Raw genomic sequence first — 22269 nt, 5'->3', positions numbered from 1 at the left:
AGCCGAGACTCCGAGGCGATCGGTCGTTGATGTGACCGGCGCGCGCCCTTCCGGCCGTGGGTCGTGCTGTGCCAGGGTGTGATCGGGATGGGAGACTCGGCGTTGGATGAACCGGGATGACATCAGGGGGATGGCCAGATGTCCGTAGAACCGCTGTGGAGCTCGCTTACCCAGCAGCTTCTCCGGACTTTCGCAGACTACCGCAACCGCCTTGCAGACCTCCCGATCGAGTTCAAGGCCGACCGGACACTGCTGACCAGGGCTGACGTCGAGATCCAAGATCTGATTGTCAGGGAGATCAGGCGACTGGATCCCAACGCAGTGATCATCGCGGAAGAGGACGAGCGGACGGGTCCGCGCGAAGAGGTGGCGAAGTCGGACGGCCGGGTCTGGGTAATCGACCCGATTGACGGTACCGCCGAGTTCGTCCGCCATGACCGGGTCGAGTTCTGCTCGGTCGTGTGCCTTCTGGAGGACTGGAAACCGTCCGCCGCCCTCGTCGTGGCCCCCGAACTGGGGACTGGCCGCACCCCGCTCGTCGTCACCGGCGACGTCACCGCCGGCACAGTCCGGCTCGGCGGCGGGTCCGTACCTGCGCCGGAGCCGGCAGAGTGGGTCTCGGTGACCCGCAGTCTCGGCAGCCCGGCACGCTCCTTCGAAGCCATTGCCAAGCAAGCCGGATACCGCCTCAAAACCCGGACGACGTCCCAGACCCTGGACATGGTGCGCACCGTCGTGGATCTCAGCGCGGTCACCGACCCTGTCCTGCCACGATTCGATCTCTTCTGGCGGCGCACGCAGAAACTCTGGGACGGCGCAGCCGGCCTCTGCCTGGGTGCGGCACTCGGTCTGCGCAGCATGGGGGAAAATGGCGAGCCCCTGCCGTACGGGCCTGAGTTTCTCAGCGCCCCCACACCGGCCTTCCCCTCCACAGTCATGGGCCGCCCCGAGACCGTCGCCTGGTTCCTGGAGGTCAGCCGCGCATGAACCAGCGCAACACGGACGTCCTCGTGGATGTCACTTCTCTCATCAGCGCAGAAGACTTCCTGCTCTCCCAAAACCGGTCCGCGCCACCGAAGGACCCCTTCGCCCGGCAGTGCTTCGTCGAGGTTGTCCAGTCCCTCATCTTCATGTCCGCGGTCCATGTCGCTCATCCCGTCCTGCTCGCGCCACAGGCGGCGGACTTCGGAGACCGACCGCTGCTGTTACGTGAGCTGATGAGGACCGGCCTGCTGCAGCCGCTCCGCCTCGATGCCGAGCAGCAGGCTTCGGCCGAGCGTCTTGAATCGTCCGCGATTCACGACCTCCAAAGCGTTCACGGTGTCACCAGCATGGCCCGCTTCGTGGAGCAGACCTTCGCATGCGACCGGGCCAGCGTAGGAGGCCAGCAGGCCCTGTCCAGGCGGATCCGAGACTGGAGCGGGTTCCAGGAAGGGCAGGTCCGCTCGACTGCCGGACACCACACCGAACGGATACCGACCCGTGACGGAGTGGAAGAGGACGCCTTCGGCGAATGGGCACGTGCCGCGGCCGTCATGCTGCACGGAGCCCTCAGTGACATCGCCGCTCCCGGCCAGGGCAATTATCTGATGGCCACGCTGGCCAGGGGCATGAAGTACCGGGCGCGAGCTGAATCCTGCGGCATCTCCTACCAGTCCCACCCCATGCGCCGGGACTTCTCGCTCACCTTCGACCTCACCCGCGACGGTGCCGATGACGACGAGGTACTCAACCTCATCCAGGCCGTCCGTGGCATTCACGCCACCCTCAGCCAAGCCGCCGGCCAAGAGGAAGTGCACCGTACCCGGCTGCTCCAGCTGGAACTGCCACTGCTGGGAGGTCGACTGTGGTCCCCCGACGAAACTGGGACGCGCAACGACCGGGACTGGGTGGCCTTTGTCGTTGCCCGCATCCGGGACTACCGGAGTCGCGCGGCCGAACTCCGCCGAGCCGTGGAGCGTTGCGTGACCGCCGAGGACTATGTGCGGCTTGCCCGCGACATCGAAGGTGTCAAGCGACAACTGCTCGAACGCCTGGGACTGCGGCGTGTGGAACTCTCGGCAATCGAGCGCGAACTTGTCGGATCCGTTGACTCCGTCGGGAGCATGGTGACCGGTGTTCCGGTCGTCAGCGGTCTGTGGTTCGGGGCCCGATCCCTGTCCAAGCAATTCGGCTTCGCCGGTGCGCAGCCATATCAACGGTTCTTGTATCGGGAGTTCGTAGGGGCGTGGAAGCGCGCCGGGCGATGACCCTGTAGGCGGAGAAGTCCCAGGTCGGATCCGTTGCTCGCCGCAGATCACCACTGCGCCACTGACGTTTCCGTTGGGGACGAGGACGGCACGGGCGATGTTGCCGATCCGGCTCGGTGAGGGTGACGTGCTGCAGGGTGCACCGGAAATCTGTAGAGCAAGGTGGCGGTCCACGACTGAAGTCGGTGGAGCAGGACTGCCACCCGACGGTCACCGTCGGGGCAGAAGGGCAGCACGGCGAGTGCCGGGAGAAGAGCGAGCGTGGCCAGGATGACTGGCAAGGCGGTCAGTGCCGCCGGCACGGTTGCTCTTCGCGGGACAGTCCGACTGATGAGGGCTGCGACGAAAGGTGTCACGTTCGGGTTCTTTCCCAGCTGGTCGTTCACTTTCCGCACTACGATCCTCGCACGGAGCAACGTTGCGGGAGGGTGCACGTGTTGCCAGACCACGGCAACGCCACGGAGCGAACGGCTACGGGAGCGAGCGTGCCCCAGGGCAGCGTGACCGAAATGCGGGGAACGGACACGAGGGCGAAAGCCGAGGTCTTGGCGTTGTCTGCCTTCCTCAAGCAACTGTTCGCTTTGCTGGAGACGAGTCTCACCCGGTACGCCGTCCGATGCCACCGCGACAAGGGGGCGGTCTCGCGCTATCTCAGCGGCCAGCGCGTACCGCCCCAGGACTTTGTGGATGACCTTCTATGCCATGTCACCGAGATTACCGGGCAGCCGGTGACCGCGGAGGTGCAGGAGCAGGCGCACAGGCTGCGGCTGGAGGCGTTGCGGGTAAGCAACGGATCCGCTTACGAACTCGAACTTCTGCGCCAGCGGCTCCGGACCGCAGAAGAGGAGTTGCACCATGCCAAGGTCCGCGAACGCGTCCTGGTCAAGGCGGTCGCAGACCAGGAGGCCAGGGCTGCCCGTGCGGAGCAGCGTCACCGGCAGCTGGAGCGTGGGTGGTCGGACCGCGCGGCGCAGACGGCTCCCGGCATCGGCACCGCGCTCACCGGGTCCGGGACGTCGGTCGGCGCGGATGACGAATTGGCTGCGCTTCACGCCGAACTGGCATCGATGAAAGTCGAATTGGAGCGAGCCCAGCGGCTCAAGCAGGAGTCCGAGCAGGATTGCCTTCGGCTGGAGGCCCAGTTGCTTGCCGCCGAGGCACGTCTGCAGTCACGCGCGTCGGACGGCCCGGTAGCCGAGTTGGAGTCCCGGTACGCGGGACTGCTGCGGGCCGCGGGGCGGGTGGTCGGGACGAGCCTCAACCTGCGCCAGACGGCGGAGGAGATCTGCGACCTCATGGTGCCCGCAGTGGCCGACCTCGCCTGCGTGGACCTGCCGGAGGCCGGCGATGTACTGGCCACAACAGCGAGCATGCGTCGGCTGGCGTGCCGGTTCGGCCCCGAGATGTCGTCCTGGCAGCACCTGCTGCATGAAGAACAGCGGATTCCGCTGAACGTCTGGGACTCGGTGGGGAGCCGGCTCTACCAGGACGAACCCGTGGTGATTCGCAGGATCTCCCCTACCGTCGACGCCGAGTGCGCCGCGCTGCTAGGTGACGGCAGCACCGCGCCCTGGTTTGCCAACTGCTCCTTGATGGCGGTCCCCCTGACGGTGCGCGGCGGCTTTATCGGCTTGTTGCTCCTTGCACGGTCCCCTGACCACCAGCCCTTCGAGGAAGCCGACGCGTTGAGCCTCCGCGCGCTGACCGACATCGCAGCCCGCTCCATCGAAACGGCACAGCAGCACCGCAACGAAGTACTCGCCTCCCTTTCGCTGCAACGCAGCATGCTGCCCGAGAGCCCGCCCGAACTCGCGGGAGCACGGATCGCGTTTGGCTACCAGCCAAGCGATGAGCACATCCACGTGGGCGGTGACTGGTTCGACGCCGTACCGCTGCCGGGAGGACGGGTCGCCCTCGTCATCGGGGACGTCATGGGCCACGGCCTGCACTCGGCAGCCGCCATGGGGAGGTTCCGCAGCGCCATGCAGACCCTCACCGCGCTGGATCTGGCACCGGCCGACGTGCTGATCCAACTCGATGATCTCTGCCTGCGACTCAACGACCAGGCGCTGACGACCTGTCTCTACGTGGTGTACGACCCTGTGGCTCGGACCTGCACCGCCGCGAACGCAGGCCATCTCCCGCCGCTGCTCATCGCACCCGACGGCGATGTGGTGTTCGTCGACGTGCCACCCGGGCCGCCCATCGGCGCTGGTGCTTGGCCCTTCGACACGGTGACGTTCTCGGTCGCGGACGGCAGTCGGCTGGTCTTCTACACCAATGGGCTCGTATTCGCTGAACACCGGGACATCACCGAAGGGCTGGACCGGTTGCATGCCGTGGCCGCGAGCTGCGACCCGGAACCCCAGGCTGTGTGCGACCGACTCCTCGCGGAGCTGGCCCCCGACTACCTCCGCGACGATGTCGCCCTCGTGGCCGCCCGGCTCGACGGCATCCCTGAGGAGGATGTGCGCGGTTGGACACTCAGGAGCCAAGCGAGCGAAGTGCGCCGTGCCCGAGCACTCGTGGCCGGCGAACTCACCCGCTGGGGGCTGGACATGCTGGTCCACACCGCGCGGCTGCTGGTCAGCGAGACCACCACCGCCGCCCTGGAGCAGTGCCCCGAGACCATCGACCTGAGAGTCATGCGGCTCCGGTCAACCGTTGTGGTCGAGGTGGTCCACGACAGACGCGGCGCGGATGCGCAGTCGCACCTCGGAGCCGGGGACGATGCCATACGCCGGTCCGGGATCCTGGCCATGTCGAAGAGCTGGGGCGTGGCCCGCCGGAGCACTGGCCACGTTCTCTGGTTCGATCTCTTCATCCCCACGGAGGGGTCCTGACACGACGGCTCCACGGTGTTCGACGCCATCCGGGTTCCCTGCACGGAGCCTAAGCCCCCGCGAGGCTTGTTGTCCGGGCGGTGCTTGGTCGGTGTCTCAAAGGTTCCGCCGGCTCCGGCGTAGACCTTGTCGGCCAGGACGCCTCGCTCGTCATCCCGCACACATGCTCGACCTGCTGCGCCACCCGGGAGATGCGGAGACGGCGGCACCCCCCGTTGCCGCCGTCTCCGGGTCAATCAGCCGCCGACGCCGGGTTGTCCGGGTCGGCGGACGTCATGGTGCCCGTGGGTTGCTACCGCGCAGGCCGGACCGGCGGCCGGAATCGCCTGATGGCGGTTCATGGTTCACCTTCGGGCGCTCGGCCTCCGTCCGGCTCCAAGACTGCTCTGCCGTGCGATCCACGTCGTTAGCACGGAGTCCACAACTGCCTGCGCAACGCGTCCACAGCGCCCAAGGTGGCGGTTGGTTCTCGGGCCGGCGTGGCAGGGCCGCATCGCCGGTGCGGTCCGGGGCGGCATTCCGCAGGCGCCTCAGCCTGGCTGCTCACCGCAGACCGGGTGTGGAGCGGCTATGCCGAAGCCCTGGCGGAGGTCCCTGGGCGGGATGCCGTAGGCGGCGCGGAAGGCGCGGCTGAAGTCGGCCGGGCGGGTGAATCCCCAGCGGGCCGCTATGGCGTGGATGGGCGTGGTCCGCAAGGCGGGGTCGGTGAGGTCTCGGCGGGTGGCCTCCAGGCGCAGGCGGCGGATGTACGCGGCCACGGTCTCGGATTCCGCCTGGAAGAGGCGGTGAAGGTAGCTGCGCGAGATGTGGTGCGCGGCGGCGATGGAACCTGGTGTCAGTTCGGGGTCGTGCAACTGCCGGCGGATGAACGCCTTGATACGCAGCGTCAGGGTCCGGCTGTGCGTCTCCGGCGGCAGGGCGGCGTCCGCGTCGAGGACATGGGCGAAGAGCGCGGCGACCAGGTCGCTCAGGACCCCGCCGATGCGGGGCGCGTCGGCGGGCTGGTACGAGTCGGTGCTCGCCGCGAGTTGGGTGACGAACTGGGCCAGCAGGGCGCCGATCCCCTCCCTGCCCGACATCCGTTGCCCGATCACCCGGTCGACCTTGTGCCGGGGTAACGGCAGCAGCACCTTGGGGACCTCGATGCCCACGGAGCTGATCAGCCCTTCGCTGGTCCGGATCTCCCACGGCCGGGCGGAGTCGTTGGTATGGAAGTCGTACGCGCGGTGGGTGGCGTACCGCCTGCCCCAGGAGACCTGCACCTCCCCGCGCAGAACGAGGGAGAGGTGGTAGAGCTCGGGGTCGGACTGCCGGATCAGCTTCGGAGTCCGCCGCCAGATGTGCTGCTCGAATGTCGCCGGCCACACCGACACCGCACCGAGCTCGATGAGCCGCGCCTCGGCCCGGAAGTCGCCGCCCTGTTCGCGGCGCAGTTCCAACGGGGCGTGCATTCCGCTGGTGCACGCCTGCCAGGCGTCGAACCGGTCACCCACCGGGAAGTCCTCGCTACGGAACACCGTCTCGCTCAGCACGGGCGTACAAGCTCCCCATCGGTCACCGCCGGTATCTGCCCGGGGTGGAGGTCCGCCGACTGCCGGAGCGGACCGGCACCCCGGTCGGCCACTCTCTCACAGCACCTTGGGCCGGGTGCGGCTGCCGTGCGAGGCACTGCCGGAGGCCGACGGCCGACCGCATGGCTGTGGTGCCCGGGCCCAGGGGGTCACAGCCCTTCCGGGAACAGCTCCCCGAGCAGCAGGGCGCACCGCAGTTCGGTCTTGCCACGGTTGGCCGGCAGCAGTTCCTCGGCCTGGTTGAGCCGGTAGGAGACCGTGTTCCGGTGGGTGTGCAGAGCCTGCGCGGTCTGCGCGATGCTGCCGCCGTTGTCGATGTGGGCGGCCAGGGTCAGCCGCAGCTCCGCCATCCGGGGGTCGCGCTGCCGCAGCGGTCCGAGGACCGCCCGGACGAAGGCGCGGGCGCGGATCGGGTCGGCCGCGAGCAGCGAGACGAGCTCCACGTCCGGATAGTCCACGATCTGCCGGTCGGCGGTTCCGAGGCGCAGCACCCGGCGGGCGGCCAGCGCCTGTTCATGGGAGCAGCGGAACCCCTCGACTCCCGGGGCGGGGCAGCCCACCGCGATCCGCAGCGGCGTGGGCAGGACGGCCTTGGCCTCGATGAGCTGGGCGGCGTCCGGCTGGGCGCCGCCCAGCCAGACGTCCACCCGGGTGGCGCCGCGGCGGATCACCAGCGGCTCCGGCTCCGCGAGGGTGACTGCGGCGAGCGACCGGGCCAGCCCGGTGAAGTCGAACATGCGCGCAGTCTCGACGTCGAGGTCCTCCAGCCAGAGGATCAGCGCCACGTGGGTCTGGTCGAGCCGGTAGCCGAGGTCTCGGCCGGTGTCCTCCGCCGGGAACCGCACGCCGCTGAGGATCCGGCGCACCGCCTGCATCCGTACGCTCTGCCTGCCCTGCTGCCAGCGCCGCGACTCCGCAGCGTAGATCTGGGTGATCTCGCTGGCGAACGCCGACCAGTTCTGGATCACGCTGCGGGTGGTCGCCTGGATCGCCTCCAGCCGCTGCTCCGGCGGGAGCAGGTCCGCGATGCAGCCGATCAGCTCCTGGGTGAGGAACTCCTGCCCGGCGTGGACGTTGCGGACGACCTCCTCGATCGGGATGCCCTCCGTCACATAGAAGATGATGTTCTGCGTGGGCTCGCTCGACATCCGCATCGGCTCCCCGTTCCCGGTCACCAGCGCGGTGAGGGTGTCCAGGGTGCTCGCCTCGGTCGCGCGCTGGAGCGACTCCCACTCCTCCTCGGAGCGCTCGCCCGGCCAGTCCGCGAGCGCCCCGAGGATGTACGCCGCCATCCTCCGGCCGGCCGCCACGCCCCATCCCACGGCCTCCTCGCCGATCACCTTCGCCGCGCGGCGACGGGTGGTGAGTGACGTCAGCGGCGCCACCGGTTCGGTCGCCGCCAGCTTCCGCACCCAGCCGTGGTCCATGGTCCGCTCCTTGCTCGGTCCCTGCTGAGACGACACAGCCCACTGTGTCGAAGCCGCCCGCCGAAGGCACTACCCGACGCGATCTCCGTGCTGGGTGAACAGCTCCGGCCGCCGCTCTTGTGCAGGATGCCCGGACGCCGGGCTGCGGGCCAGCCGTCGGCTGCTCGATCCACCGGCGGAGGAGTCGGCTTTGGTGACCGTGCCCATGGCCCGGGTGTGCGCGCGGTCACAGGCTTTGGGGGTCGGCAGATCCCAGAGACCTGGGGCCAAGCGACCGGAGTGTGAGATGAGTGTGACCACCTTGACGGGCGAGCCGGCGTCGCTCCCCGAAACCACCGGCACCGAGCCGAGCCGGGACCTGATCGCCCGTGCCGGGGCGCTGCGCCCGCTGATCGGCGAGCACGCGGACCAGGGAAACCGCGAGGGCCGGGTCGTGCCCGAGGTCATCGACGCGATGGCCGGGCAGGGCCTGCTGAGCCTGACCGTTCCCCGCCGCTACGGCGGCGCCGAGACGAACTCGCGTACGACGGTCGATGTGCTGGCCGAGCTGGCCCGGGCCGACGGCTCCACCGGCTGGTCGGCGATGCTGCTCAACGTCGGCAACTGGTTCGCCACCACCTGGTCGGTGCGGGCCCAGGACGAGATCTGGGCCGCCGACCCCGCCGCCCGCTGCTGCGTGGTGCTGGCCCCCTCGGCAAAGGGCCGCCGGGTCGACGGCGGGTACGTCGTCACCGGGCGCTGGCCCTACGCATCGGGCTCCTACGCCGCCAGCCACGCCATGATGGGCTTCCTGGCCCCGCAGGCCGACGGCGGTATGCGGCATGCGCTGGGCATCCTGCACCCGGGGGAGTGGACCGTCGAGCGGTCCTGGTTCCCCATCGGCATGCGCGCCACCGGCAGCGACACCGTGGTCGCGGAGGAGGTCTTCGTCCCCGACCACCGCGTCCAGTACTTCCACGACATGGTGGCCGGGGACTACGCCACCGAGCTGCGGCACGCCGAACCGCGCGCCAATGCCGCCTTCCTGCCGACCGGCACCATCATCTTCGGGGCCGTCCAGATCGGGCTGGGCCGGGCGGCGCTGGAGCAGTCCGTCGCACGGATGAAGGCCAAGGGCGTGCCGGGCACCGCCTACACCGAGTCGCGCAACTCGCCGGTGCACCAGGTGTCCGTCGCCCAGGCAGCCTCCAAAATCGACGCCGCCGAGCTGCTCGCGCACCGCTCCTGCCGCGACATCGACGAGGCCGCGCTGCGCGGCGAGTACCTTGACCAGCTGACCCGGGCCCGGGTGCGCAACGACACCGGCCACATCGTGACCCTGGTGCAGGAGGCCGTCGACCTGCTGCTCAAGGCCGCCGGGTCCAGCAGCTTCATGGAGGCCAGCCCGCTGGCGCGGATCTTCCAGGACGTCGGCACCGGCGGCAGCCACGTCCATGCCACCCCCGGCATCGCCAACGACGTCTACGGCAAGCTCCTGCTCGGCGCCGAGGGCCCGCTCCCGGTCGAGGTCTGAGTGCGACCGGAGCCCGGCCGCCCACCCGCGCGGCCTCCGGCTGCCGACAGCCCGGCCCCGGACCGGCCCTCCCGCCGGCGTCCGTCCGCGTACGCGGCGCCGGCCCAGAACGCTCGGCACTTCGCAACACCCGGAGAAGACATGACAGCGAGTCTTTCAGCCCCCGAGGCGGTGGATGTGACGTCGGAGGAGTTCCGGCGCGTCCTCGGGCACTACCCCACGGGCGTCACCGTGGTCACCGCCCGCGACCCCGACGGCGGACCGGTCGGCATGACGATCGGCAGCTTCACCTCCATCTCCCTGGAACCGGCCCTGGTCGGGTTCTTCGTGGCGAGGACATCGAGCACCTTCCCGGCGATCCGCGACTTCGGCAGCTTCTGCGTCAATGTCGTCGCCGACGGCCAGCACGAGCTGTGCACCCGGTTCGCCGGGCCTGCGGCGGCCCGCTTCCAGTGGCTCGACTGGTCCGAGGCCCCCTCCGGCTCCCCCGTCATCGAGGACGCTGTGGCCTGGATCGACTGCGCCACCGAACGCGTCGACGACGCCGGTGACCACCTGCTCGTCGTGGGCCGGGTGACCGCCCTGCACGCCGAGCCCAGGCGCCGCCCCCTGCTGTTCTTCCGTGGCGGCCTGGGCGCGTTCGCCCCGCTGCCCGGTACCGACCGTGGAGGAGCCCGATGACCGACGCGCCCCCCGCCACCGACGCACACCGACGAGGCACCGGCCCGGTCACCGCCACCGGCCCGGTCACCGCCACCGGCCCGGTCACCGCCACCGGCCCGGTCACCGCCACCACCCGCGAGGCGGTCACCTGGGTCGAGTGGGACACCGGCGAACGCAACCTGCTCGACCTCGACACCGTCCGGCTGATCCTTCGCGAGCTGCGCGCCGCCGACGCCGACCCCGGGTGCGCCGCCGTCGTGCTGGCCGGCTCACCGCTCGCCTTCTGCGGCGGCGCCGACCTGCCGAAACTGCGCGCCACCGGAACCGCGGCGGAGTTCGCCGCAGAGGTGATCGCCCTGCTCAAGCTGGTGCCCGTGCTGCGCAAGCCGGTGCTCGCGGCGGTGCGCGGCGACGCGCTCGCCTCCGGCTTCTCCCTGGCGCTGCTCACCGACGCCGCCGTGGCCGCCGACCACGCCCTGCTGGGCACGGTCGAGGCGGCCGGCGGCAGCTGGCCCATGATCGCGCAGGTGGCGGTGCGGCACCTGCTCCCGGCCAAGCTCGCCACGTACAACCTGGTCACCGGGATCCCGTTCCCCGCCGCCCGGCTCGAAGCACTGGGCGTGCTCGCCGCCACCGCACCCGCAGCCCAGGTCGACGCCCGCGTCCAGGAGCTGGCGCTCGCCGCGGCGAAACCCGGGCCGCTGGCGGCGACCGGACGCCGCCTGCTCGCCGAGCTGAGCGTCAACGCCGGCTATGCCGCCGACCTCGACGCGGCCCTCGCGGGCTTCGTCGCGATGCTGAACCCGACGGAGGCAGCAGCATGACCGCGACCACCGACGACCTCGACGCCGCCATCGACGCCGCCGTCGAGACCGGCCCCGACGCCGCCATCGAGACCGGCCCCGACGCCGCCATCGAGACCGCCGCCGACCCGGCCGTCCGCCTCGCCCGCCGGATCCGGCTGCGCGCCGTCCAGATGGTCGCGCCGCACGGCTTCGGCTACCTCGGCCAGGCGCTCTCCGCCGCCGAGCAGATGGCGGTGCTGCGCACCGGCTTCCTCCGCCCCGGGGTCGACCGGTTCGTCTGCTCACCCGGCCACTACGTCATCGCCGCGTACGCGGCGGCGCGCGAGGCCGGCGAACTCACCGACGAACAGCTGGCGAGCTACGGCCACAACGGCGCCGAACTGGAGGCGATCGGCACCGAGACCAGCCCTGCCGTGGACCTGACCTGCGGCTCCCTGGCCCAGGGGCTCTCCGGCGCGGTCGGCTTCGCGCTCGCCGACCGGCTCCGTGGCACGGAGGGCACCCGGCGCACCTTCGTCCTGGTCAGCGATGGCGAGGTCCAGGAGGGCCAGACCTGGGAGGCAGCCCTGTTCGCCGGACACCACCGGCTGCGCGAGGTCGTCGTCCTGCTCGACGCCAACGACTCCCAGGTGGACGGCCCGGTCAGCTCGATCACCACCATCGACCCGCTGGTCGACAAGTGGCAGTCCTTCGGCTGGCATGCCGAGGAGGTGGACGGCCACGACGCCGCCCGGCTCCGTACCGCCCTGCAACGGGCCGTGGACGACGAGCGCCCCGCCGTCGTCATCGCACGCACCTCCACCGCCCACGGCCTGGCCTGCCTGCCCGAGGACGCGGACGGCCACTTCATCAAGCTGCCCGCGCAGTTCGCCGCGCGCGCCCTCGCCGAGCTGGAGCAGACCGATGCGTAGCGCCCCGTACCCCACCGTCCTCAAGCCCTACGGCCGTGCGCTGGTGGACCTGGCCCGGCAGCGGGAGGAGGTCGTCTGCCTCTCCGGGGACCTCACCCGGCAGTGCGAGGTCGACCTCTTCCAGCAGGTCTTCCCCGACCGGTTCGTCCACGCGGGCATGGCCGAGGCCAACATGATGTCGATGGCCGGTGCGATGGCCCGCGAGGGGCTGCAACCGTGGGTCCACACCTTCGGCGTCTTCGCCACCCGCAGGCCCTACGACCAGATCGTCAACGCCATCGCCTACCCGAACCTCCCGGTGCGGATCGTCGGCTTCATGCCCGGCGTCTCCACCCCGGGCGGCCCCAGCCACCAGGCCATCGAGGACGTGGCGATCATGCGGGCCCTGCCCCATATGACCGTTGTCGACGTCGCCGACGCCGTGGAGATCAGCCAGGTCGTGCCCCAGCTCGCCGACCTGCCCGGACCGGTCTACCTGCGGCTCAAGCGCGGCGAGATCCCCATGGTGTTCGACGAGCGGCACCGGTTCCGCGTCGGCGAGGCGCAGCGGCTGCTCGACGGCGACGAGATCACCCTGTTCACCAGCGGCATGATGCTGCCCGCCACGCTTCAGGCCGCCGCCGTGCTGCACGCCAACGGCGTGGCCGCCGGAATCGTCAACGTCCCCACCCTCAAGCCGCTCGACCGGCACGCGGTGACCGCCGCCGCCCATGGCTCCGGCGGCGTCGTCACCGTCGAGAACCACAGCATCATCGGCGGCCTGGGCTCCGCCGTCGCGGAGGTCCTCGCCGAGGCGGGCGTCGGCGTGCCGCTGCGCCGCATCGGCCTGCGGGACACCTTCGCCGAGGGCTCGAAGTCCGCGCCCTACCTGTTCGAGAAGTACGGCCTGTCCACCGCCGAGATCGTCCGGACCGCCTGGGAACTGGCCGGCCGCCAGGGCCCGGCACCGCAGGTCGCGGCCCTGGAACCCGAGCCCGGCTCGTACGCCCCGGTCTGAGCAGGCATGCGACAAGGGACTTCGACAAGGGACTTCGACAAGGGACTTCGACCAGGAATGACCGACCAGCAATGACAAGGAAAACCGAAGGAGAGCATCCTATGTCCCTGCACGGCATCGCCTCACCCGGCGCCACCCTCGGCGTCGACTGGGAGGAGCGGGTCGACTTCGCGCGGCTGCGCACCGAGCGCCTTGCCCGGGCCCGCGCGGCGATGGAGTCGTCCGACCTCGGCGCGCTGATCCTGTTCGACCAGAACAACATCCGCTACACCACCGCCACCCACATCGGGAACTGGGCCCGCGACAAGCTGTTCCGCTGCGTGCTGCTGATGCGCGGCGAGGCCCCGATCCTCTGGGACATCGGCTCCGCCGCCCGCCAGCACCGGATGCACGCCCGGTGGCTGCCCGAGAGCAGCTGGCAGGCCGGCATCTCCAGCTGGCGCGGTTCGATCCCCGAGGACGTCGGCGTCGAGGCCGGCAACGCCCGGCGGATCGCCCAGCACCTGCGCGAGCGCGGCCTGCACCGCGAGCCGATCGGCATCGACGTCGTGGAGATCCCGGTGCTGCGGGCGCTGGAGGCCGAGGGCCTGCGCATCGTCAACGGCCAGGAACTCATGCAGCAGGCCCGGAAGATCAAGACCGCCGACGAGATCGCGCTGCTCGACCACGCCGCCGGAATGGTCGACGCGGCCTATGACGAGCTCTACCGCACGCTGCACGTCGGCATGCGCGAGAACGAGGCCGTGGCACTGGTCAACCGGGTGCTCTACGAGCACGGTTCGGAGGAGGTCGAGGCGGTCAACGCCATCTCCGGCGAGCGTTGCAGCCCGCACCCGCATGTGTTCAGCGACCGGATGACCCGCCCCGGGGACACCGCCTACTTCGACATCATCCACTCGTTCAACGGCTACCGGACCTGCTACTACCGCACCATGAACGTGGGCAGCGCCAATGCCGCCCAGCGCGACGCCTACAAGCGCGCCCGCGACGCGATCGACCAGGCCATCGCCGCCGTCCGGCCCGGCGCGACCAGCCGGGACGTCGCGCTCGCGCTGCCCAGCGCCGCCGACCTCGGCTACACCAGCGAGGAGGAGGCGTTCGGCCTCCAGTACTGCCACGGCGTCGGGCTCTCGGTGTGGGAGCAGCCGCTGATCAGCCGCTACCACTCGCTGGAGCACCCGGTGCCGATCGAGGAGGGCATGGTCTTCGCGCTGGAGACGTACTGGCCGACCAAGGACGGCTCGTCCGCGGCCCGGATCGAGGAGGAGGTGGTGGTCACCGCGGACGGGCCGCGTGTCATCACCCGTTTCCCCGCCGATGAGCTGCTGGTCGCCGGAACCCGCTACTGGAACGGCTTCGGCTTCTCCGGCGGTGCCGTGGGCCCGTCTCCTTCGGATCCTTCGGAGGCATGAGCATGCTGGAGCACTATGTGGTCTTCCGGCCCCTGCCGGGCCGGGAGCCCGAGCTGGCCGCGGCCCTCGCCGAACTGGGCGCCGGCCTGGCCGGCGGTGTCGCCGGGATGTCGGACCTGACCTGGGGCGCGAACACCAACCGGTCCGGCCTGGACCGCGGGTTCACCCATGGCTGCCTCGGCCGGTTCGAGGACCGGGCGGCCTTCGACCGCTACTGGCACCACCCGGCGCATGAGCGGTTCATGCGGGCGCTGGACGCGATCTGCGAGGACCGTTTCGCGCTCGACTATCTGAGCGCCTCCGCGCCATGACGGGCGGCCCGCCGCCGCGCTGCTCGGGGATCGCCGTCCATCGCGGCCCGGTCGACGCCGTGCGGTGGCGGACGCGGGGTTGCAGCGGGGGTTCGACGGGGAGGCGCCGGACGCGGATCGCGTCGGCGTGAGCCCGGTCGCGCGGCGTAGGGGCCTCGGGGCTCAGGGCTCGGGCCTCGGGGGCTCCACCGGGACGAACACAAGGACGTGCGCCGCCACACGGTGGCGCGGCAAGGAGCCGAGATGAGCGACATCGGATTCATCGGGCTGGGCACGATGGGCAAGCCCATGGTCCGCCGACTGCTGGCCGCCGGGCACCGGGTGACCGTGTGGAACCGGTCCCGGCCCGCAGTGGACGAACTCGCCGCAGAGGGCGCCGAGCCCGCCGACGAACTGGCCCAGGCGTTCGCCCGCCCGGTCGTGCTGTCCATCCTCGCCGATGACGCCGCCGTCCGGGAACGGATCCTGGACGGCGGCCTGCTGGAGGACACCGCCTGCCGGGTCCATGTGAACCTGGCCACCGTCTCCGCCGGGCTCGCCGCCGAGGCGGCCGAGCGGCATGCCGCGCACGGCATCGGGTACGTCGCCGCGCCGGTGCTCGGCCGGGCCGAGGTCGCCGCCGCCGGCAGGCTGAACGTCCTCGTCGCCGGTGCGCCCGCCGCAGTCGGGCTGGCCCGCCCGGTACTGGAGCCGCTGGCCGCGAGGATCTGGACGTTCGGCGAGGACCCGTCGCGGGCGAACGCCGTCAAGATCGCGGTGAACTTCCTGCTCGCCAGCGCCATCGAGACCACGGCCGAGGCCATCTCCCTGGTCGAGTCCTACGGCGTGGAGGCCGGGCAGTTCGTCGAACTGATCAGCAACTCCCTGTTCCCGGGCCCGGTCTACGCCACCTACGGCGGACTGATGGCCGGGCAGCGCTATGAGCCCGCCGGATTCACCACACGGCTGGGCCTCAAGGACGTCCGGCTGGCCCAGTCCGCCGCACACGCCCGGAACCTGGCGCTGCCCGCCGCCAGCCTGGTCCAGGACGCCCTGCTGGAGGCCATGGCCGCCGGCTGGTCCGAGCGGGACTGGGCGACACTCGCCGAGGTCGCCCGGCGTCGCGCGGGCGCGGTGACGCGGTGAAGGGAGCAGTTGGAGTGCGGGCCGGCGGGTGAGCACTGCCTCGCGCAGGGTCGTGGCGAGCTGCCCCCAACTCGTCAAGCTTGCCGCCGCCGCCGGTCGTCCGGCCGACGGTCCCGAGACGGTGGACGAGCCGCTGCCGGGCCGGTCGCGGTGCCCGGTCCCGCGGTAGGCACGTTCGACCAGTGCACCGCCTCGAAGCAGCGAGCCTGGTGGCGGGTCGCGGATCGGCTCAGTGACGACGCGACGTCGCTGAGCCGGCCCTCGGGGAGGCTCGGGATTCGACCCCGGGGGCCGGCCGTTCAGGGGGGTGGCGGTTACGCGAAGTAGATGCTTGCGAGGCTGAGGGTGCTGGAGCCGCCGTACCAGAAGCCCATGGACAGCTGGCCCGGAGCGGTTGCGCTGATGCCGTTGGCGGCGAGCGGGATGCGGATGTCGGTGAAGGAGGTGGTCACCTTGGGGTGGCTGCCGTCGGCCAGGACGTAGTCCTTGAAGACCTTGCTCGCGCCTCCCACGGAGAGCTGGAAGTCGCCTTCCTCTCCGCCGTGCGCGCCCTTGAGTTGCAGGACCAGGTACTGCTTGGCCGACACGTCGGTGTAGATGTCACTGCCGAACCAGCCGGCGTTGCCGTACTGGAGGGCGAGCGCTCCGGCGGCGACCGCGCCCGATCCCGAGCCGTTGAGGAAGCTGTTGCCGCCTGTCCACCTGCCCAGGCCGTTCAGGTTCGCGGTGTACCTCGCCGGATTGTCGAAGTCGTCCACCAGCACGGCACCGGCCGGGACGGTCGGCGACGAGGTCGGCGTGGGGGATGCGGGGTCGGTCGGGGTGGGGCTGCTGCTGGGCGGGTCGGTGGGCGGGTTGGTGGACGGGTCGGTGGGCGGGTCGGTCGGGGTGGAGCCGCTGCCGCCGATGGCGATGTCGCGGGCCAGGACGTTGTAGCCGGCGGCTGCGTCCCAGGTGCCCTGGTTGGCCAGGCGGACCGAGTACGCCGGATCGCTGCGCAGGTTGGTGGCCTGGTCGGGCAGCCAGAGGGCGAGCTTGTAGGTGCCCGGGGCCATGCCGGCGGGCAGGGTGACGTTCTGGGTGGCCAGGGTGGTGTCGCCGCTGAGCCAGGTTCTGGCGTCGACGCCGCCGAGCTGGACGTTGTAGCGGTGGGTGCCGTCGTCGAGGACCAGGAAGACCGGGCGCTGGTGGATCAGCCCCGCGTAGCCGTCGTTGGCCAGGTGGGCGGCGAAGCTGAAGGTGGAGCCCGCAGCGGCCGAGGTGGGGAAGGTGGCGTCCTTCAGCCGCAGGCGGTAGCCGAGCTTGCGCCTGGCCCGGTTGAACAGCGTCTCCGCCGGGTCCTGGGCGGTCGCTGGCAGGTGGGCGGCCTTCCAGAGGTCGAGGTTGACCGGGGCGTAGTCCTCGTTGATCTCGGTGAAGTGCAGGGCGGCCATCTCGCGCTGGGCGTTGACTCCGGCCGCGTCGTCGTCGCCGGCGGAGTCGCAGGTCTCGCCGCCGACCATCTTGTTGCCGCCGCCGGAGGTCCGCATGTCGTACATCCACTGCTTCTTCTGCTCGACGTAGTACCAGCCCATCCAGGAGTTCTGGTCGTAGGTGCCCATGTCGGCGCTGTCGGACAGGAAGCAGTCGTCGTGGAAGCCGAGCCGGTCCTTCTCCGACTGGGTGAGCAGGCAGCCGTTGGGCAGCGTGCAGTCGGGGGGCGCGGTGGTGCGGTCCATCATCTCCTTGTAGAAGATGGGGTACCGCAAGGCGACCGGGATGGTCGAGGAGAGGCTGCTGGTGAGCTTTTTGACGATGCGGTAGCGCACCAGCGCCTGGTCGGCGTTGAAGAAGTCGGTGTACTGGCTGTCGTGCCACTCCCCCCAGGCGCCCAGGAAGCCGGCTTCGAGGTGCTCGATGACATCGGCGTTGGCATTGAGCACCGGGGCGACCTGGTCGATGTGCCGCATGATCTGCGCCTCGGGGACGGCGGAGGACTCGGACCAGGTGTAGGCGAAGCGCAGCACGATCTTCAGGTGGTTCTGCCGGATGGCGGCGAGGCCGCTCGCGAGGTTGTCGAGGAGGGCCTGCGGAAGGTCGCCGTTCTTGTACTTGTCCAGGTGGACGTAGCTGTGGATCAGGGTGTCGCCGTCGGCGCGGGCCCGGGCGAAGGTGCGGTCGAGCATGTCGGGGTTGAACCCGGAGATGGTGTTGCTCGCGTAGTCGTTGACCGCCGGGTTGTCGACGATCTCATAGCGGTTGTGGAAGCCGCGCTCGGGGTTGGGGAAGACGGTGGCCAGGTCTGCCGTGTACGTCGCGGTGGTGGTCGCCGCCGCGGCCTGCGGGAGGGCGGTGACGGCGGCCGCGATGCCGAGTCCGGCGACCAGCACCGTGGAGACGGCGGCGCGCGGCAGACGGCGGCTGCGGAGGGCGGGGGTGAGGGCGGGGGCGGGGGCGGGGGAGGGGGTGCTCGTTCGTGGCATGGCGTGGTCCTTGAGCTCGGGGGCTGCGGGGTCCGTGCGGTGCGAACGTGCTGGGGTGGCCGGCCCACGGGGGCGCTCGGGATCGCCCCCGGGGGCCGACCGGTCCTGGGATGGTGCGATGGCGGCAGGGCCGACGTTGTCAGCCCTGGGGCAGGTCGACGGGGAAGTCGATGCGGCGGCCGTCGAGGCTGACCCGGTTGCGGCCCAGCCACCGGATGTCGGGATCCGCGGTCAGGAAGGCCGTCAGCTGGGCGCGTTCGGCGTCGCTGAGCCAGGAAGGGGGGTCGGAGACGGCGCGGAAGCGGCAGGCGGTGGCGAGGTCGGCGAGGATACGGCGCTGGTCGTCGGTGAGCAGACTGCGCTGGGTACGGAAGATGGCGACATCGGGGTCGATGTCGTAGAGGTTGTCCAGCCACAGGCGGCCGGCGGAGACGGCGACGGCGTTGCGGGCGGCGGCGTCCGAGGGGTCGTCGAGGCCGTAGTGGCTCCAGAAGGGGCCGACGTCGGGGCCGATCCGGATGCCGTCGAGCAGCCCGAGCGAGGGCAGCGGCAGCGCGCCGCTCCCCAGCAGGTAGACGTCCTCGCCTGCGGTCTCCCGGATCAGTGCCAGGGCGTCCCGGTAGACCTCCTCGCGGCCGATGTCATGGGCGCGCTCGGCGGCTGCCGCGGCGGCGTAGACGAAGTCGAGCTTGAGGTAGCGGTAGCCCCAGCCGACGACGCGGGCGATGATGCTCCGCAGGTGGTCCTGGGCCTCGGGGAGGGTGAGGTCCAGGGAGTGGTAGCCGGTGTCCCAGTTGTAGCCGGTGACGGCGAGGCCGCCCTGGCGGTCGCGGAGGAACAGCTCGGGCCGCTCGCGTACGGTGCGGGACCGGGGGAGGGCGATGAACGGGGCCAGCCACAGCCCGGGGGCGAGCCCGGCGGCCGTGACCCGTTCGGCGAGGTGGGCCATCCCGGAGGGGAACTTGGCGTTGGCCTCCCAGTCCCCGACGACCTCCTCCCAGCCGTCGTCGACCTGGAACACCTCGAAGGGCAGCTCGGCCACGGCGGGCAGCTCGGCCAGCAGCCCGGCCTCGTCGATGTCCTCGTAGTAGGAGTACCAACTGCACCAGACGGTGCGGGTGGTCGGCGGGTTGCGCCTGCCGCCCAGGTGTTTGGCGAGGAGTTCGGCGTAGCGGGAGAAGACCTCGGTCTCCGGGCCGGCGGCGAGGAACCAGGGCGCCGCGCCGCTCTCGTACCAGCCGACCAGGGTGTCCTGGTCGGCGGTCAGGCGCGGGTTCCCCAGGCCCAGCGAGCCGAGCAGCAGCACCGTGCCGTCGCGCAGGTCGAGCGCGGCCACTGCGGAGGAGTGGTGGCGGCGCTCGTCGTGCCAGACGGTGTCGTCCGCGGTCTGGCGGCGGCGCGGGTCGGAGATGCACAGCGGGGGGCTGCTCAGGGTGCGCCAGCCGGTGGGGGACCAGGAGTTCCAGCCGTGCCGGTAGAACTCGGTGTCGCCCTGGCCGTGCAGGACGGCGACCCGTCCGGGGGGAAGGATCACACCGCCGCTGACGGCTTCGGGAGTCCCTGCGGCCTGGACGGCGAGGCTGCGCCCGCCGAGGTCGATCACGATTGCCATGGAGGTCCTTCGAGTGGGGGAGACGGCTGCCGGGGTCAGCCCTGTGCGAAGAGCGCGTCGACCTGCTTCTGCAGGTCGGCCAGGGCCGGAGCTGCGGCGGACTGCCCGAGGTAGACCCTGAAGACGGCGTCCTTGACGGCGGCCGCGATCTCGTCGCCGTGGTCGGTGATGGGCCAGAAGAAGGTGCCGCCGGGGGCGTGGGCCTCGTCGACGAAGGCGCTGACGTCCTGGCCTGCGGCCTGGTGGGCGGCCAGGGCCTTGTCGGATGCGGAGGTGATCGCGGGGAAGACCACCGCGTTCTCACCGACCGTGTCCTGGCAGGCAGGCGAGGCCAGGAACTTGGCCCACTTCCACGCCTCGTCCTGGTGCTTGGTGCCGGCGAAGACGGCGTCCGAGAGGCCGTTGATCATGCTCTTGCGGCCGGCCGGGCCGATGGGCAGCTCGGCGAAGGCGAACTTCTGCTTGGCGGTGGGTCCGAGGTAGGTGTTGATGTTCCAGGACCCGGTGATGCCCAGCGCGGCCTTGCCCGCGTTGAGGACGGCGTCGGTGCCGAGGGTGGAGGTCTTGTCGAGCTTGGGGGAGTAGCCCTTGGCGGACAGGGAGGCAAGCCAGTCGATGGTCTGGGCGAGCTTCGGGTCGTCGTAGTGGAACTTGGTGCCGAAGGGGTTCTGGTCGGTGAACTCGAAGCCCATGGAGGCGACGAAGTTCCCGAAGCTGCTCTGGCCGGGGGCGCCGCCCGAGTCGTAGTCCGGCTGGTAGCCGAAGACGGCGACGTTGTTCCTGTCGAACGCGGGGTCCAGGCCGTTGTGGCCCTTGCTGTCGACGGTGAGCTTGGCGATCAGCTGCTCGAAGGTGCCGCCGTCCTGCGGGTTCCAGGTGAGGTCCTTCAGCGACGCCGGGTCGACACCGGCCTTCTTCAGCATGTCGCTGTTGTAGATCAGGGCCATGGTGTCCCAGTCCTTGGGCAGGCCGTAGCGCTTGCCGTCCTTGACCCAGAGGTCGGCCAGGCCCTGCTGGTACCGGCCGAGGTCGACCTTGTCCCGGTCGACCAGAGGCTGCAGGTCCAGCAGTTGCCCGCTCGCGGCGAGCTTGGGGTAGTAGCCGACATGGTCGGTGAAGACGTCGGGGGCATCGCCTGCGGCCAGCTCGGTGGTGAGGTTCTGCCAGTAGTCGCCCCAGGCGGTCTGGGTGATCTTCACGGAGATGTCGGGGTTCTGCTGGGTGAAGGCGTCGGCGCACGCCTGGTAGGCGGGGAGCTGCTTGTCGTCCCACAGGGCGTAGTTCAGGGTGACCTTGCCGTCGGGGCTGCTGGAGCCCGAGGAGTGGGCGCAGCCGGCCAGGCCGGCGAGCGCGGCGGCGGCAAGGAGGGCGACGCTTCTTCGGGAGGTGGCGTTCATCGACGTCTTCCTTCTTCGGGCTTCTTCGGGCAGGAGGTGCGTGGATCGGGTGGTGTGGCCAGGGGGAATGGGGACGGGGGCTACTTGATGCCGGTGAAGCTGATCGACTGGACCAGGCGGCGTCCGAAGAGCAGCAGGACGAGCAGGACGGGGACGACGGTGAGGACGGAGGCGGCCATCAGCCCGGTCCAGTCGGGGGAGGTGTTGGGGCCGGACTGCTGGAAGACCCCCAGGGCCGCGGTCATCAGCCGGGTGTCGTCGTCGCGGCCGACCAGCAGCGGCCACAGGTAGTCCTTCCAGGAGTTGACGGCGGTGATCAGGCCGATGGTGAAGAGCGGCCCCCTGGTCATCGGCAGGATCAGTTGTACGAACTGCCGCCATACGCCAGCGCCGTCGAGGATCGCGGCCTCCTCGATCTCCCGGGGGATGGAGAGGAAGAACTGCCGCAGGAAGAAGACGGCGAACGGGGTCATCAGCAGGGTCGGGGCCACCATGCCCTGCCAGGTGTCCAGCCAGCCGAGTGACTTCACCAGGACGAAGTTGGGCAGCAGGCTGAAGATCGGCGGGACCGTCAGGGCCGAGATGACGAGGGCGAAGACCGCTTCCCGGCCGCGGAAGCGGAGCCTGGCCAGGGCGTAGCCGGCCATGGCGCAGAACAGGGTCTGTCCGACGGCGATCACGACGCTGTAGATGATGGAGTTGCGCAGATAGAGCAGGAAGTCGATGCGGGCTCCGGTGCCTCCTGCGGCGCGGGCCTCGGCATCGGTGGTCAGGCCCAGCACACGTTCGAAGTTGACCAGGGTCGGCGAGTGCGGCAGCAGCGAGGAGCTGTCGCCGAAGAGGCCCCTGGCCGGAGTGAGCGCGGTGCGGACCATCCAGTAGAAGGGGAACAGGGTGATCAGCAGGGCGGCGCCGAGGAAGATCCAGGCGGCGATCCGGCCGGGGTTGCTGCGGGTGCGCATGATGGGGC

The 22269-nt window shown here is 70.6% G+C and carries 17 protein-coding genes; 11 read left to right on the top strand and 6 right to left on the bottom strand.

Annotated features, from left to right (window positions below):
- The first annotated feature begins 138 nt into the window (after nucleotides 1-138).
- The 3 genes from C7M71_RS04440 to C7M71_RS04430 all read left to right on the top strand — a co-directional run bounded on the left by C7M71_RS04440 (nucleotide 139) and on the right by C7M71_RS04430 (nucleotide 5092).
- The gene (locus tag C7M71_RS04440; protein WP_111490382.1) at nucleotides 139-987 is read left to right on the top strand and encodes a 3'(2'),5'-bisphosphate nucleotidase CysQ family protein; all 849 of its coding nucleotides are present in this window, start codon (nucleotides 139-141) and stop codon (nucleotides 985-987) included.
- The gene (locus C7M71_RS04435; RefSeq protein WP_111490381.1) at nucleotides 984-2249 is read left to right on the top strand and encodes a hypothetical protein; all 1266 of its coding nucleotides are present in this window, start codon (nucleotides 984-986) and stop codon (nucleotides 2247-2249) included. Before C7M71_RS04440 ends, C7M71_RS04435 begins: the two co-directional genes overlap by 4 nt.
- 485 nt (nucleotides 2250-2734) lie before the next feature.
- Nucleotides 2735-5092, top strand: a complete 2358-nt coding sequence (locus C7M71_RS04430; RefSeq protein ID WP_111490380.1) for an ATP-binding SpoIIE family protein phosphatase — start codon at nucleotides 2735-2737, stop codon at nucleotides 5090-5092.
- A 530-nt stretch (nucleotides 5093-5622) separates the two neighbouring features.
- Here C7M71_RS04430 and C7M71_RS04425 read toward each other — a convergent pair.
- Complete coding sequence (locus tag C7M71_RS04425) at nucleotides 5623-6624, bottom strand: AraC-like ligand-binding domain-containing protein (RefSeq protein WP_111490379.1); 1002 nt, start codon at nucleotides 6622-6624, stop codon at nucleotides 5623-5625.
- Between the two features lie 188 nt (nucleotides 6625-6812).
- Complete coding sequence (locus C7M71_RS04420; RefSeq protein ID WP_111490378.1) at nucleotides 6813-8090, bottom strand: PucR family transcriptional regulator; 1278 nt, start codon at nucleotides 8088-8090, stop codon at nucleotides 6813-6815.
- 286 nt (nucleotides 8091-8376) lie between these two features.
- Here C7M71_RS04420 and C7M71_RS04415 point away from each other — a divergent pair, with 286 nt between their 5' ends.
- The 8 genes from C7M71_RS04415 (at nucleotide 8377) to C7M71_RS04380 (ending at nucleotide 15828) form a co-directional block, all read left to right on the top strand.
- Nucleotides 8377-9603 carry an acyl-CoA dehydrogenase family protein gene (locus C7M71_RS04415; RefSeq protein WP_162824131.1) on the top strand — a complete coding sequence of 409 codons (1227 nt, stop codon included), beginning with the start codon at nucleotides 8377-8379 and terminating at the stop codon, nucleotides 9601-9603.
- 141 nt (nucleotides 9604-9744) lie between these two features.
- Entirely contained in the window at nucleotides 9745-10284 is a 540-nt protein-coding gene (locus C7M71_RS04410) for a flavin reductase family protein (RefSeq protein WP_111490376.1), read from the top strand.
- Complete coding sequence (locus C7M71_RS04405; protein ID WP_111490375.1) at nucleotides 10281-11090, top strand: enoyl-CoA hydratase/isomerase family protein; 810 nt, start codon at nucleotides 10281-10283, stop codon at nucleotides 11088-11090. The genes C7M71_RS04410 and C7M71_RS04405 overlap by 4 nt, the downstream gene beginning before the upstream one ends.
- Nucleotides 11087-11983: a 1-deoxy-D-xylulose-5-phosphate synthase N-terminal domain-containing protein gene (locus tag C7M71_RS04400; RefSeq protein ID WP_111490374.1), complete on the top strand. Its 897-nt coding sequence runs from the start codon at nucleotides 11087-11089 to the stop codon at nucleotides 11981-11983. The genes C7M71_RS04405 and C7M71_RS04400 overlap by 4 nt, the downstream gene beginning before the upstream one ends.
- Nucleotides 11976-12980, top strand: a complete 1005-nt coding sequence (locus C7M71_RS04395; protein WP_111490373.1) for a transketolase family protein — start codon at nucleotides 11976-11978, stop codon at nucleotides 12978-12980. Before C7M71_RS04400 ends, C7M71_RS04395 begins: the two co-directional genes overlap by 8 nt.
- Before the next feature lie 101 nt (nucleotides 12981-13081).
- The gene (locus C7M71_RS04390) at nucleotides 13082-14392 is read left to right on the top strand and encodes a M24 family metallopeptidase (RefSeq protein ID WP_111490372.1); all 1311 of its coding nucleotides are present in this window, start codon (nucleotides 13082-13084) and stop codon (nucleotides 14390-14392) included.
- Nucleotides 14389-14703, top strand: a complete 315-nt coding sequence (locus C7M71_RS04385; protein WP_229758535.1) for a Dabb family protein — start codon at nucleotides 14389-14391, stop codon at nucleotides 14701-14703. Before C7M71_RS04390 ends, C7M71_RS04385 begins: the two co-directional genes overlap by 4 nt.
- 207 nt (nucleotides 14704-14910) lie before the next feature.
- Nucleotides 14911-15828, top strand: coding sequence for an NAD(P)-dependent oxidoreductase (locus tag C7M71_RS04380; RefSeq protein WP_322975145.1), 918 nt, complete (start codon nucleotides 14911-14913; stop codon nucleotides 15826-15828).
- Between the two features lie 314 nt (nucleotides 15829-16142).
- Here C7M71_RS04380 and C7M71_RS04375 read toward each other — a convergent pair whose 3' ends face one another.
- From C7M71_RS04375 to C7M71_RS04360, 4 genes are all read right to left on the bottom strand, one after another.
- Complete coding sequence (locus C7M71_RS04375; RefSeq protein WP_114914183.1) at nucleotides 16143-18290, bottom strand: DUF4832 domain-containing protein; 2148 nt, start codon at nucleotides 18288-18290, stop codon at nucleotides 16143-16145.
- A gap of 139 nt (nucleotides 18291-18429) precedes the next feature.
- Nucleotides 18430-19902: a glycoside hydrolase family 36 protein gene (locus C7M71_RS04370; protein ID WP_111491823.1), complete on the bottom strand. Its 1473-nt coding sequence runs from the start codon at nucleotides 19900-19902 to the stop codon at nucleotides 18430-18432.
- A gap of 35 nt (nucleotides 19903-19937) precedes the next feature.
- Nucleotides 19938-21299, bottom strand: a complete 1362-nt coding sequence (locus C7M71_RS04365; RefSeq protein WP_111491822.1) for an ABC transporter substrate-binding protein — start codon at nucleotides 21297-21299, stop codon at nucleotides 19938-19940.
- Between the two features lie 80 nt (nucleotides 21300-21379).
- Complete coding sequence (locus C7M71_RS04360) at nucleotides 21380-22261, bottom strand: carbohydrate ABC transporter permease (protein ID WP_111491821.1); 882 nt, start codon at nucleotides 22259-22261, stop codon at nucleotides 21380-21382.
- Nucleotides 22262-22269: the final 8 nt, after the last annotated feature.

This window comes from Peterkaempfera bronchialis, assembly GCF_003258605.2.
GTDB classification, from domain to species: Bacteria; Actinomycetota; Actinomycetes; order Streptomycetales; family Streptomycetaceae; genus Peterkaempfera; species Peterkaempfera bronchialis.
Note: the sequence above shows the minus strand (reverse complement) of the source record. Positions and strands in the feature narration are given on the sequence as shown.